We start from the raw sequence: 12,598 nt of genomic DNA, 5'->3' as shown, positions 1-12,598 counted from the left end.
AAAAGCACGACCCGGCGCGTTCTCCGCGCGACTGCCTCCAGCCGCGCCGCGCCGCCAAGAGCCGCGCCCCCAAAAGTCGCGTGGCTGGCCGCGCTGGGGAGAGGCGCATGGCTTCGATCAGGATCATCCTATGCGCGGCGGCGGCGGGGCTGCTGCTGTGCGCGGCGCCGGCGGGCGCCTCGACGCTGATCATCGGCGGCGGGGCGGCCAAGGAGTGCGCCGACGCGGCCCTGGACGGGCGCTCCGACAACGCCTCGATCACCACCTGCACCCTGGCCCTGGAGACCGAGATCCTGAACTTCCGCGACCAGGCCCGCACCTATGTCAATCGCGGCGTCCTGCACCTGCGGCAACGCGATTTCGACGGGGCGATCGGCGATTTCGACGCCGCCTCGAAGATCGATCCGGGCCTGGGCGAGGCCTATGTCAATCGCGGGGCGGCCTATGTCGGGTCCAGCCGCTACGGCGAGGGCCTGGCCCAGATCGACCAGGGCCTGGCCCTGGGCGTCAAGGATCCCCAGAAGGCCTATTTCAACCGCGCGATCGCCCACGAGAACCTCGGCGACGTGAAGGCGGCTTATCTGGACTTCACCAAGGCGGCCGAGCTCGATCCCGATTGGCAGGCCCCCAAACAAGAGCTCACGCGTTTCACCGTCAAGCGGCCCTGAACCCGACGCATTGGCGGCGTAGGTTGAAGGGCTGGAAAACGGAGCCCTGACGGCATGAGCAAGGTTCGGACGATGATCGCGGCGACAGGGCTGGCCCTGGCCTTCGCCGCCTCGGCCTCCGCCCAGATCGACCCGCGCGCCCAGCGCGAGCGCAACGCCTTCTATCTGCAGCAGGACGTCAACCGCCAGAACGCCCTGGCCGCCCAGCGCGAGCTGTCGGCGGCCCAGAGCCGCTACAACGCCCAACTGACCCTGCGGTCGCTGGACGAGGCGGCGCATCCGCCCACCGAGCCGACGCTGCGCTCGACCCTGCCGCCGGCCCCGCGCGGTCCCAGCGCCGGGGACATGGCGTCCGACATCGAGCGGATGGAGCGACTGACCGACCAGGCCCTGGCCGCCAGCAACGCCCGCCTGCGCAGCATCAAGCCGGCGTCCTGACGCCCCTTCCGGACAAGACCAGGAGATCGAACGCATGGAGTGGGGTGGCGGACGCCGCGAGGGCAATATCGAGGACCGTCGCGGCCTGGGCCCGGTGGGCCTGGCCGGCGGCGGCATCGGGGCGGTGGTGCTGGCCGCGATCGGCTATTTCGTCTTCGGGATCAGTCCCGACACCACGATGAGCGTCGTCAACGGCGCCCAGCGGCCCGCCGCCCAGGAGGGCGTGCGCGGCCAGGTCAGCGACCGCGACGGCCAGTTCGTCGACGTGATCGAGACCTCCAACACCGACGTCTGGGGTCCGTTGCTGGCCAAGCACGGCGTCAGCTACCGTCCGCCCCGGGCGGTGGTGCTGTACGACCAGGCCACGGGCACCGGCTGCGGCACGGGGCAATCGGCCATGGGGCCGTTCTATTGCCCGGCCGACAACAAGGTCTATCTGGACCTCAGCTTCTGGAACGAACTGGAGACCCGGTTCGGCGCCAAGGGCGAGTTCGCCCGGGCCTATGTGATCAGTCACGAGATCGGCCACCACATCCAGAGCCTGACCGGCGCGGCCGACGAGGCCCGGCGGCTGGGCGCGCGTGGGGCCGAAAGCGGCTCGGTGCGGCTGGAGCTGCAGGCCGACTGCTACGCCGGCGTCTGGGCCCGGCACGCGCCCGAGGCCTCGAACGGCGGCATCCAGATCACCAGGGCCGACATCGAGGACGGCCTGGGCGCGGCCTCGGCGGTCGGCGACGACGCCATCCAGGAGCAGGCCCAGGGCCGCGTCATGCCCGACAGCTTCACCCACGGCACCAGCGCCCAGCGGATGCGGTGGTTCGGCAAGGGCTACGACGCGGGCGACCCCGGCGCGTGCGACACGTTCGGGGCGCGGACGCTCTAGCCGCCCGCCCATCTCTAATCGCTTGATTGGGCGGCGCGTTCGATCAGGTCGGTGATCGCCTGAGGGTGCGAGATCATCGAGACGTGGCTGGACGGCAGCTCGATGGTCGTCGCCTTCATCCGCTGGGCCAGGAAGCGCTCAAGGTCCGGCGAGGTGGTCTCGTCGTGGGCCGAGACGGCGTAGTAGCTGGGCTTGCCGCGCCAGGCCGCGACCGTGGTCCTGGCGGCGAACAGGTCCGCGGCGATCGGCTGCTGGGCGGCGTACAGCACCCGCGCCCGGGCGGTCGGGACGTCGCCGGCGAAGTGCTTGAGGAAGGCGTCCTCCGTCAGCCGCGAATAGCCGTCGGTCGTCACCACCCCGGCGCGGGCCGGCATGGTCGGATAGCGCGCGACCAGGGCGGCGAAGTCCTCGCCGGCGTCGGGCGCGCGGGCGGCCACATAGACCAGGGCCGTGACCTTCGGATCGTCGCCGGCCTCGCTGATCACCACCCCGCCCCAGGAATGGCCGACCAGCACGGTCGGGCCGTCCTGCAGGGCCAGGGCGCGGCGGGTGGCGGCGACGTCGTCGGCCAGCGAGGTCAGCGGGTTCTGGACGACCGTGACGTTGTACCCGGCCGCCTGCAGCCGCACGACGACGTCGCTCCAGCACGAACCATCCGCCCAGGCGCCGTGCACCAGCACCACGTTGCGGACGGGCGCTCGGGCGAGCGCGCGCGGGGCGATCGCCAGGGCCGTCGCGCCCAGGACCGCGCCGAGCACGGCGCGACGGTTGGAAACGGGGCCTTGCTCGAGCTTCGATCGCGCCATGCCGACATCCTCCGGGCTCCGGGTCACAGGATGCCATTCGCGCGGGCGGGAGGGAAGGTTACGCCGGCGGCGCGGCGGGCAGGCGATTGCCCAGATACTCGGCCGGGTTCACCGCCGTGGGGTGACCGCGGTTGCTCAGCACGGCGGTGACGTAGCCGGAGCCCGGATAGATCGCCAGGTCGCCGTTGACCCCCGGCGCGCCGCCGCCGTGGCCGTAGCAGGTCGCGCCGTTGCGGCTCTGGATCCGGAAGCCCAGCCCCCACTTCGACGCCCCGCCGGCTGCGACCCTCGGCGTGGTCGCCAGCGTCGTATGGGCGGCGTCCAGCAGGCGGTGTTCCCGCAGGGCGGTCGCGAAGGCGTGGAGGTCGTCCACCGTCGAATAGCCGCCGCCGGCGGGCAGGCCGACATAGGGCGTCAGCGGCTTCAGGCCCGCCAGGGCGCTTCCGGCATAGGGCAGGGCGTCGCCCTCGCGCGGCCGCTGGCCGGTCGCGCTCATGCCGGCCGGTCCGAAGACGTGGTCGTCGAAATAGGCTTCGTAGGGCCGGCCGGAGACCCGTTCGAGGATCGCGCCCAGCAGGACGAAGCCGTAGTTGCTGTAGGCGAACCGGGCGCCGGGCTCGAACAGCGGCTCGCGCGGGCCGTACAGCCGCACATAGTCCGATACCGTGCCCAACTCGGCCTGATGGGCGTCGTGGAACGGGCCGAAGATGTCGCCTGTGCCGCCGGTGTGGGTCAGCAGGTGCTCGACGGTCAGGCGCTTGGCCAGGGCCGCGTTCGGATAGTCGGACAGCAGGGCGGCCACCGGCGTGTCCAGCGCCATCCGCCCGGCCTGGACCTGCTGCAGGATCGCGACGGCGGTGAACATCTTGCCCATCGAGCCGATGCAGAACCGCGTGCCGGTCTCGACCTTGCCTCGTCGGGCGCGGTCGGCCAGCCCGTAGGCCTCGCGTAGGATCACGCGGTCCGCCCGCGCGGCCAGCACGGCGCCGGAGAAGCGGTCGGCGGCGGCCTCGGCGCTAAGCTTGCCGGCCAGGGCGGCGACGGCCTGGGCCTCGCCGAGCCGGGCGATCCGGAAACCGTCCGGGGGCGTGGCGCCCGAGAACGCGATGTCGGCCAGGCCGCCTTCCGGTCCGGCGGTCACCACCACCTTGGAGAACCGGTCCCAGGCGCGGTCCTGGACCCAGACGGTCAGCTCGCCGGGCCCGGTCGCCTCAGCGCGCAGCACGGTGAAGCCGCCGGACGCCTCGCGCGTGGCCAGGTCCTCGTCGACATAGGGCAGGGCGTCGGGCAGCCGGGCCTGGATGAAGGCGCGATAGGCGGCCGGATCGTCGCCGTTGAACACCGCCAGCCATTGCCGGAACCAGACCTTGGCGGGCTCGTCGCCGGCCAGGTCCGACGCGGGATCGGCGCACCGGCAGGCGCCGGCGGGCAGGCCGAGGCCGAGGAGGGCCGCGCCCGCCATGAAGTCGCGTCTGTTCATCCGCCGGCGTCTCCTGTAGAGGTGACGAGAGAAATGTAAGCGCTTACGGATTCTGTCAATGGCCTCCGAAGACACGTCCTCCGACAGCAACTCTGGCGACTACCCCCGCGCCTCCGGCGCCGCCGCCCTGGGCGCGCGGCTGCGGCGGCTGTCCGAGCGGATCGACCGCGACGCCGGCCGGCTGTACGCCGCGCTCGACGTGCGGTTCGAGCAGCGCTGGTTCGGGGTGCTGAACCAGCTGGTCCTGCACGGCCCGCGTTCGGTCGGCGACCTGGCGGCCGCGCTGGGGGTCACCCACGTGGCGGTCAGCCAGGTGCGCCAGGCCCTGGTCGCCGAGGGGCTGGTGGCCGAGGACCGCGACCCGCGCGACGGCCGCAGCCGGGTCCTGCGCCTGACCGACGACGGCGAGGCCCTGGCCCGGCGGCTGGCCCCGGCCTGGGACGCGCTCTCGGCGGCGGCCGTCGAACTGGACGCCGAGGCGCGCGACGTCCTGGCGGCGCTGGACCGGCTGGAGGCGGCGCTGGACCGGTCGTCGATCCTGGAGCGGTCGCGGCGCATTCTCGATAGCGCCCGCCCTTGACCCGCGCGTCAGTCGGTCTAGGGTCGCCCCGTTCACCGGGGGGCCGCTTCGCGCGGCTGAGATTGGGCCTGGCCCTGACCCGTCGAACCTGATCCGGGTCATGCCGGCGAAGGGAGGGAACGCGGTCGGAACGCTCGAACCCCGTCCGTAAACCGACTTAAGCGCGACACGTCCGGGTCTCCTTGAAGCTGAAGGAGCGCCCGAAATGAACATCCAGTCCACCATCAAGGCCGTGGCCGAGACCCTGTCGACGGGGCCGATCCCCGGCTCGCGCAAGGTCTATCAGGCCGGCGAACTGTTCCCCGACATCCGCGTGCCGTTCCGCGAGGTGGCCGTCCACCCGTCGGCCAACGAGCCGCCGGTGACGATCTACGACCCGTCCGGTCCCTACAGCGATCCGTCGGTCGCCATCGACATCGAGAAGGGCCTGCCGCGCTCGCGCGAGGCCTGGGTCGTGGCGCGCGGCGACGTCGAGCTGGTGACCGATCCCCGCCAGGTGAAGCCCGAGGACAACGGCTTCGCGGCCGGCAAGCACCTGGCGCCGGAGTTCCCGGACACCTCGCGCAAGATCTACCGCTCCAAGCCCGGCAAGCTGGTCACCCAGCTGGAATACGCCCGGGCCGGGATCATCACGGCCGAGATGGAATACGTCGCCATCCGCGAGAACCTGCGCCGTGAGCAGACCCGCCCGTGCGTGCGCGACGGCGAGGACTTCGGCGCCTCGATCCCCGACTTCGTGACCCCCGAGTTCGTGCGCCAGGAAATCGCGCGCGGCCGGGCCATCATCCCGGCCAACATCAACCACGGCGAGCTGGAGCCGATGGCGATCGGCCGCAACTTCCTGGTCAAGATCAACGCCAACATCGGCAACTCGGCCGTGCTGGGCACCGTGGCCGACGAGGTCGACAAGCTGGTCTGGGCCACGCGCTGGGGCGCCGACACGGTCATGGACCTGTCGACCGGCCGCAACATCCACAACATCCGCGACTGGATCATCCGTAACTCGAGCGTCCCGATCGGCACGGTGCCGATCTACCAGGCGCTGGAGAAGGTCAACGGCGTGGCCGAGGACCTGAACTGGGAGGTCTTCCGCGACACCCTGATCGAGCAGTGCGAGCAGGGCGTCGACTACTTCACGATCCACGCGGGCGTGAGACTCCCCTTTGTCCCGATGACTGCAAAACGGGTGACGGGCATCGTCTCGCGCGGCGGCTCGATCATGGCCAAGTGGTGCCTGGCGCACCACAAGGAGAACTTCCTCTACGAGCGGTTCGAGGACATCTGCGAGATCATGCGCGCCTACGACGTGTCGTTCTCGCTGGGCGACGGCTTGCGTCCCGGCTCGACCGCCGACGCCAACGACGAGGCCCAGTTCAGCGAGCTGCGCACCCTGGGCGAGCTGACCAAGGTGGCCTGGAACCACGGCGTGCAGGTGATGATCGAAGGGCCGGGCCACGTGGCCATGCACAAGATCAAGGCCAACATGGACGAGCAGCTGAAGCACTGCCACGAGGCCCCGTTCTACACTCTCGGCCCGTTGACCACCGACATCGCCCCTGGCTACGACCACATCACCAGCGCGATCGGCGCGGCGATGATCGGCTGGTTCGGCACAGCCATGCTCTGCTACGTCACGCCCAAGGAGCACCTGGGCCTGCCGGACCGCGACGACGTCAAGACCGGCGTCATCACCTACAAGCTGGCCGCCCACGCCGCCGACCTCGCCAAGGGCCACCCCGGCGCGGCGATGTGGGACGACGCCATCAGCCGGGCGCGGTTCGAGTTCCGCTGGGAGGACCAGTTCAACCTGGGCCTCGATCCGGAAACGGCCCGCAAGTTCCACGACGAGACCCTGCCCAAGGAGGCGCACAAGACCGCGCACTTCTGCTCGATGTGCGGGCCCAAGTTCTGCTCGATGAAAATCAGCCAGGAGGTCCGCGACTTCGCGGCCGGCAAGGCGCCCAACAGCGCCGAAATCGGCATGGCGGAGATGAGCGAGAAGTTCAAGGAACAGGGCTCGGAGATCTATCTGAAGACGGAGTAGGCATTGCAGCTCAGGGCGGCGAGAAACGTTATTTCATCGCCGCCCACAAAGGCGGTGAAAGGGGATGCCCAATGCAAACCTCTTTGAAAGCGCCTGGCCCATAAGCGTGGTCGACGTATATGGTCCAATAATAGGGTGTAATTCGTGGACCACAGGCTGACTCGACCCGAGGCCCGGTTTGAAAGAGCCGGGCCTTTGTGATGCACCGATCCTCGGTTCGCGTCCTGCGGTCGATGCATCGCGCTTTACGGAGACGCAGGGGATGCTGGGGTTGATATTGGCGGCTGGGGTACAGGCCGCCGCGCCGGCCGCCATGGCCGATCCGCTGGCGCCCGCCCGCATCGGCGACCTGCAGTGCTATCGGCCCGATCCGGTCCGCAAGACCTGCCGGTCCATGGCCGGCTACGCCTTCGCGGCCGACGGCAAGATCCTCAACAGGGCCGAGGTGCTGCTGCAGGACGCGCCGCCGGTGACCATGACCACGGTCACGCCGGTGACGGTGAAGGACGGGGCGGTCTGCGGACCGATCTCGGGGATCGACAAGGCCCAGATCGCCTTCCGCGGCCGCCGCATCCCGGAGGCGGACGCCGTCCCGATCCGCGCCCAGATCCAGCAGTCCATGGCCGACGTGCTGGGCCAGGAGGTCTGCACCACCTATCGCCGCAGCGGCGACTGGTGGATCGCCGAGGTCAAGCTGAACGGCGTGGCGCGGCCGGACATGGGCGACACCCTGATGTGGGTGCCGGCCTCCGCCGGCTACTCGGTCCAGCCCTGACGGGTCAGCTCGAACTGGCCGAGGCGAACCGGGCGCGCATGGCCTCGTCCGGCTGTTCGCGCCAGTAGAAGTACAGCAGCACGGCCATGGCGCCCGACAGGGTGTGCCACAGCAGGCCGTGCGGCTGGAACCCGCTGGTGGCGCTGCACAGCGGCCCGCCGGTCTGGGACAGGATCTGGAACATGGTGGCCAGGCCGAAGCAGCCGGCGCCGACCCACCAGAAGATGGTCGCGCGCTTGGACCAGCCGTCCCGCCAGTCGGTCTTGACCTGGTCCCACCAGGCCGAGGGGCCGCCCAGGCGGATCATGTCGTAGATCTGCAGCGCCAGTTCGGTCAGGAAGTACAGCCCGACCAGCGAGCCGATCAGCTTCATCGAGATCAGGGGCACGTCGTCCAGGATCCGGTTCAGCATGGTGAAGACGATCACCAGCACCGCGTAGGCGCAGTAGAAGAACACCCCGATGTCGAAGCGTCGTCGGACCGTGATGACGGGCAGGAACGAGGCGAAGACGTACATCGACATGCCGTCGAACCAACTGACCGTGCTGGACAGCGAGGCGTGGAACCACATGCTGCCCAGGCCCAGGAACAGCACGGCGAAGACCCAGACCTCCGGGACCCAGCTGCCGGAATTGTAGAAGACGTTCCTGACGGTGGACTCGCCGTCGATCACCTTCTTGCGGTCGCGGCGGATCAGGAACACCACGGCCAGCGACGTGAACAGCGCGTAGTAGTTGCTGTAGGTGTTGACCTTCTGCCGGATGCCGGGCGCGCCGTTGTAGACGTCCTCGATCCGGAAGGCCTCGCAGTAGCAGCTGTCGGCGTGCGCCCAGTCGGGCCTGCCGTCGACCACCGGGGGCACCTGGACGCCCGCGGCGTTGATGTTGGTGCAGGAGTCGGGATGGGCCGGCCAGCCCAGCAGCGCGAACAGGTAGAACGGGATCAGGATCAGCAGCGCGCCGCCGCCCCACACGAAGAACCCTCTGATCGGCGCCATGAACCTGCCCTCCCGGCGTTCGCGACCGTGGAGCGCTCGTTGCAAGGCGACGCTCCGTCCGGTTGAGGAGAATGACACGGTCGCGCTTAAGTGCAATGGCGTTGGTCGGCGATCCGACCGAGGGTCGGTCCTGGGCCGACCCAGGGCGAAGGCGCGGGCGGCGACCATTTTTTCCGACGCCATGTCGGAACGCCGCGCCGTCGCCCGTCCTTTGGACGGCAACAACCCCAGGGAGGACGTCATGTCCTATGTCGACGGTTTCGTGATCGCGGTCCCCAAGGACAAGGTCGAGGACTACAAGGCGATGGCCCGGCTGGGCGGCGAGGTCTGGATGGAGTACGGCGCGGTGTCGTACGTCGAGTGCCTGGGCGACGACACGCCCTACGGCGAAGTGACCTCGTTCCCGCGCGCCGTCCAGGCCAAGGAAGACGAGATCGTGGTGTTCTCGTGGATCACCTACAAGGACAAGGCCTCGCGCGACGAGATTATGGCCAAGGTCATGGCCGACCCGCGCCTCAAGCAGGACCCCAAGGACATGCCCTTCGACGGCAAGCGCATGATCTTCGGCGGCTTCGTGCCGTTCCTGGAGCGGTAGGGAAGCCCTCGTAGGGCTGGCGCGGCCTCTGCAAGCAGCTTCACACCGTTCGCAGAGGCCGTTCTGCCCCTGTCAGCCGCCGCCCCCGCCGTCGAGCTCCTTGAGGCGCGCCTCAATGTGATCGCTAAGTTGGTAGATGTGGGTCAGCTCCGGAAGAAGGTGGCGATGCTCCTCCTTGCCAACAAAAGTACCTAGATATTTTGTGGTAATGCCATTGAAGTGCATCCGGGCGATGGTCTTTCGGTTGTTGTCATCCAAAAGTATCGCGCAATAAGACTTCGCGTCTCGGATGATGATGCGTTTGGGGTCAACAAATTTAGAAGCAATCGCCTGAATGATGTGGAAGCCGGATATTTCTTCCGCGGTCGTAATGACGCCATCCTCGTTAGGCTCTTCTTCCGGGTTGTCATTCTCCAAGATCGAAGGGTTGGAAGCGTTCAGTGCTGAGGACAACCGTTCGTTGACGAGCTCCCGAATGACGGTCGAGATCGATGAAGCTATCATTTTCCCGAAGCTATCCTTGATCGCTGGCGTCAGGCGACCTTCGTGAACTCGACCGGCGAGAAGCTTGGTGAACTCCTCGGATGGCTCGGCGAATTCCTTCTCTATCTCTTTTCTGAGAAGGGATTGTAGCTTTAGATTTCCGGCTTCCTGGACGATTTTTTCAATATCGAAGGATGCTTTCGCGAACTTTTCCAGCGTTTTGACGTCCGCAGTTTTCACGCCGTCCAGGCTGAACGTGAAGAACGGCTTGTCATCCATCTTGTTGGGGCGCTCTACATCTGAATAGAACTGATAGACAACACCATTAGTGAGAACGGCGAGTCGAGCGTCGGTAACGCTGAAATAGCGAAATAGCTGACCTGCGTGATTGATGTTGAGTTCGACGGTGGACGGTTTGCATTCGACAAGAATTGAGACCTTTCCCTCGTTGCAAACGGCGTAATCGACCTTCTCACCCTTCTTGGTGCCAACGTCCGCGGTAAATTCTGGCACGACTTCGCTCGGATTGAAGACGTCATAGCCTAGCGATTGCAAGAACGGCATAACGAGCGCCGTCTTTGCGGCTTCCTCTGTTAGCAGCACTTCCCGATGATCGAGTGCGCGCTTTTGGAGTTCGAGGATGCGTGTGGCCAAATCCATGGAACGGATCTCCCCCCAATTTTATAGCTAAGCTACTTAAGACCCAGGAGGTTCGGGTTCGCAACCTTTTGCGCGAGCGTCTTTGGCTTCACCAACCGCGAGGTGGTGTTGCTCGTGTCGCTCATCGAGTCAGTCTGGGCGGGCATGAGGTAGTCGAGGCCGACCTTCGACGCGCTTCGAGCGTGGTCTGGCGAATTTGGACAGCTACAGTCGTTGCAGGATCGCTGGGAGGTCTACAAATTCGCACGGGAAGCCAGTCTCATCGACAAGAGCCTGTCATGAGCAGTAAGCTGGACCGGGAGAACATCGCAAATGCCGTGCGCGCTGCCACTTGTGTCGCCGCGCACGGCACGCGCGAGGAGCATTCGGGCGCTTTATCGCCCCCACGCCGACTCCCTCGAGCGGGGCCGTTCCGAAGAAGGCCCAAACCGCTCGAGGCTAGGCAGCTTCGTTTCAATAGAAGAACCGCTCCTCGGCGATCTTGCCGTCGCGGATGGTGTAGAGGCCGACCTCGTCCAGGGTCGTGCGCTCGCCCGTGGCCTTGGGCGTCACCTCCATCTTGAAGCCGACGACGAACTGGTCGCCGTTGACGAAGGGGCCGGTGACCTCGAAGGCGTGGACCTCGTTGTTGGCGGCCCACCATTCGCCCTTGCCGCGCACGGCGGCCTTGCCGGCGATGCGGGCCATGTCGCCGGGCATGGCCTCGATACTGACCACGTCGTCGGCCCAGTACTTCTCGCCGGACTCGTCGAACTTGCCTTCCTTGCACAGGGCGACGAGGTCGTCGGCGATCTCTTGAACGGTCATGATGGTGCTCCGGGGTGAGGGCTTGCGGCGGGACCATCGACCCGCGCGGCGGCCCGCGCAATCGCGGCGGCGTCGGTTGATGACAGGGGGTGTCAGCAGACAGCCGGCGGGCTTTCGGTCTAGCCTGACGCCATGACTCGCACGCCCTTTTCCGGCTTCGCCGCCGCCGACCTGGCCTTCCTGACGGGCCTCGCCGCCCACAACGACCGCGAGTGGTTCACCGCCCACCGCGCCGTCTACGACGACCGCCTGAAGCCGACCCTCTCGGCCCTGATCGACGCCCTGAACGGGGCGCTGGCGGCGCGCGACCTGCCGCTGGCGGGCGATCCGAAGAAGAGCGTGTTCCGCATCCACCGCGACGTGCGCTTCTCCAAGGACAAGCGGCCCTACAAGACCCACGTCTCGGCCACCCTGACCCGCGACGGCCAGAAGCTGTCGCCGGGCCTGCTCTATGTGCACATCGAGCCCGAGGGCGGGCCGGCGCCGGCCTTCGATCCCGAGACCATCGACCCGCTGGACCCCTCGACCCTGCCGTCGGCCCAGGAGGAGCAGGCGGGTTATGCCGGCAACGGCCCGTTCGCGGCGGCGGGCTTCTACCTATCGGAACGCCCGCACATCGACGCCTTCCGCCGGGCCATCGTCGCCGATCCCAAGGGTTGGCTGGCGGTCGAGAGGGCTCTGGCCGCCAAGGGGCTGCCGCTGGAGCCCGGCGAGCCGACCAAACGCATGCCCAAGGGCTTCGAAGAGCACGCGGGCACGACGCTGGAGCCGGGTCTGAAGCGCACGCGCTGGCTGGTGCGCCGCCCTCTGACCGGGGCCGAGATCGGCGACGACGAGCTGCCCGAGCTGATCGCCGACTTCGTGGCCGAGGCCCGACCGCTGCTGACCTTCGGCTGGAAGGCGCTGCACGGCGTGAGGACGGACTAGGCGGGTTCGGCGCGGAAGCGACGCCGCGCCGGCTGGGCGGCCGCCTGGCGTCCGGCCAGGCGGGCTATGCCGCGGAAGCGCGGGCATTCCATCAGGCTGGGCGCGGTGCAGGCCACGGCGTGCAGCAGGCCGTCGCGCAGACGGGCCAGGTCGTCGATGCGGCGGTCCAGCTCGGCGGCCTTGGCCCGCAGCTGACCCTTGTCGATGGCCGGCCCCTCGCTGAGCATGGCCGCGATCTCGTCCAGCGAGAAGCCCGAGGCCCGGCCCAGGGCGATCAGCGACAGGCGCTCCACCGTCGAGGGGGCGAACAGGCGCTTCAGGCCATGGCGGCCGGTCGAGACGATCAGGCCCTTTTCTTCGTAGTATCGCAGGGCCGAGGCCCGCACGCCGGTCCGGCGCGCCAGTTCGGCGATGTCGATATCGAACATGCTTGACCTCAAGTCGGCTTGAACTTG

The 12,598-nt window shown here is 68.0% G+C and carries 14 protein-coding genes and 1 riboswitch; of the genes, 8 read left to right on the top strand and 6 right to left on the bottom strand.

The window, feature by feature from the left end; translation table 11 throughout:
- Positions 1 to 107: 107 nt before the first annotated feature.
- Genes BR39_RS0123265 through BR39_RS0123255 form a run of 3 tightly spaced genes read left to right on the top strand, consistent with a single transcriptional unit; the run spans position 108 to position 1,989 of the window.
- Positions 108 to 668 (top strand): tetratricopeptide repeat protein, encoded by a 561-nt coding sequence (locus BR39_RS0123265; RefSeq protein ID WP_029916686.1) that lies wholly within the window; start codon positions 108 to 110, stop codon positions 666 to 668.
- A gap of 54 nt (positions 669 to 722) precedes the next feature.
- Entirely contained in the window at positions 723 to 1,106 is a 384-nt protein-coding gene (locus BR39_RS0123260; protein ID WP_029916684.1) for a hypothetical protein, read from the top strand.
- Between the two features lie 34 nt (positions 1,107 to 1,140).
- A complete protein-coding gene (locus BR39_RS0123255) occupies positions 1,141 to 1,989 on the top strand; it encodes a neutral zinc metallopeptidase (protein WP_029916681.1) in 849 nt (282 codons plus the stop codon).
- Between the two features lie 14 nt (positions 1,990 to 2,003).
- On the opposite strand, the gene BR39_RS0123250 is transcribed toward BR39_RS0123255, so the two are convergent.
- The gene (locus BR39_RS0123250) at positions 2,004 to 2,795 is read right to left on the bottom strand and encodes an alpha/beta fold hydrolase (RefSeq protein WP_051696057.1); all 792 of its coding nucleotides are present in this window, start codon (positions 2,793 to 2,795) and stop codon (positions 2,004 to 2,006) included.
- Between the two features lie 58 nt (positions 2,796 to 2,853).
- Positions 2,854 to 4,275 (bottom strand): serine hydrolase, encoded by a 1,422-nt coding sequence (locus BR39_RS0123245; RefSeq protein ID WP_051696055.1) that lies wholly within the window; start codon positions 4,273 to 4,275, stop codon positions 2,854 to 2,856.
- A gap of 58 nt (positions 4,276 to 4,333) precedes the next feature.
- Here BR39_RS0123245 and BR39_RS0123240 point away from each other — a divergent pair, with 58 nt between their 5' ends.
- From BR39_RS0123240 to BR39_RS0123230, 3 genes are all read left to right on the top strand, one after another.
- Positions 4,334 to 4,855 carry a MarR family winged helix-turn-helix transcriptional regulator gene (locus BR39_RS0123240; RefSeq protein WP_035018955.1) on the top strand — a complete coding sequence of 174 codons (522 nt, stop codon included), beginning with the start codon at positions 4,334 to 4,336 and terminating at the stop codon, positions 4,853 to 4,855.
- Between the two features lie 26 nt (positions 4,856 to 4,881).
- A riboswitch (TPP riboswitch) is annotated at positions 4,882 to 4,987 on the top strand.
- A gap of 73 nt (positions 4,988 to 5,060) precedes the next feature.
- On the top strand, positions 5,061 to 6,899 hold the full coding sequence (gene thiC / locus BR39_RS0123235) for a phosphomethylpyrimidine synthase ThiC (protein WP_029916672.1): 1,839 nt from the start codon (positions 5,061 to 5,063) through the stop codon (positions 6,897 to 6,899).
- Positions 6,900 to 7,176: 277 nt separating this feature from the next.
- Positions 7,177 to 7,674: a hypothetical protein gene (locus BR39_RS0123230; RefSeq protein ID WP_156035876.1), complete on the top strand. Its 498-nt coding sequence runs from the start codon at positions 7,177 to 7,179 to the stop codon at positions 7,672 to 7,674.
- Between the two features lie 4 nt (positions 7,675 to 7,678).
- Here BR39_RS0123230 and BR39_RS0123225 read toward each other — a convergent pair whose 3' ends face one another.
- The gene (locus tag BR39_RS0123225; RefSeq protein WP_051696054.1) at positions 7,679 to 8,671 is read right to left on the bottom strand and encodes a ceramidase domain-containing protein; all 993 of its coding nucleotides are present in this window, start codon (positions 8,669 to 8,671) and stop codon (positions 7,679 to 7,681) included.
- 241 nt (positions 8,672 to 8,912) lie between these two features.
- On the opposite strand from BR39_RS0123225, the gene BR39_RS0123220 reads away from it, so the two are divergent.
- Positions 8,913 to 9,266 (top strand): DUF1428 domain-containing protein, encoded by a 354-nt coding sequence (locus tag BR39_RS0123220; protein ID WP_029916666.1) that lies wholly within the window; start codon positions 8,913 to 8,915, stop codon positions 9,264 to 9,266.
- Positions 9,267 to 9,338: 72 nt separating this feature from the next.
- On the opposite strand, the gene BR39_RS0123215 is transcribed toward BR39_RS0123220, so the two are convergent.
- Positions 9,339 to 10,409: a type I restriction enzyme HsdR N-terminal domain-containing protein gene (locus BR39_RS0123215; RefSeq protein WP_029916664.1), complete on the bottom strand. Its 1,071-nt coding sequence runs from the start codon at positions 10,407 to 10,409 to the stop codon at positions 9,339 to 9,341.
- A gap of 453 nt (positions 10,410 to 10,862) precedes the next feature.
- Positions 10,863 to 11,216, bottom strand: a complete 354-nt coding sequence (locus BR39_RS0123210; protein ID WP_029916661.1) for a nuclear transport factor 2 family protein — start codon at positions 11,214 to 11,216, stop codon at positions 10,863 to 10,865.
- A 132-nt stretch (positions 11,217 to 11,348) separates the two neighbouring features.
- Between BR39_RS0123210 and BR39_RS0123205 the strand changes: the two genes are divergently transcribed.
- Positions 11,349 to 12,143 carry a DUF2461 domain-containing protein gene (locus tag BR39_RS0123205; RefSeq protein ID WP_029916659.1) on the top strand — a complete coding sequence of 265 codons (795 nt, stop codon included), beginning with the start codon at positions 11,349 to 11,351 and terminating at the stop codon, positions 12,141 to 12,143.
- On the opposite strand, the gene BR39_RS0123200 is transcribed toward BR39_RS0123205, so the two are convergent.
- Entirely contained in the window at positions 12,140 to 12,571 is a 432-nt protein-coding gene (locus tag BR39_RS0123200; protein ID WP_029916657.1) for a helix-turn-helix domain-containing protein, read from the bottom strand. The two genes, BR39_RS0123205 and BR39_RS0123200, sit on opposite strands and share 4 nt — an antisense overlap.
- Positions 12,572 to 12,598 lie beyond the last annotated feature (27 nt).

Origin of the sequence: Caulobacter sp. UNC358MFTsu5.1 (assembly GCF_000712075.1) — a bacterium.
GTDB lineage: Bacteria > Pseudomonadota > Alphaproteobacteria > Caulobacterales > Caulobacteraceae > Caulobacter.
This window is presented reverse-complemented; position numbering and strand designations above follow the sequence as displayed.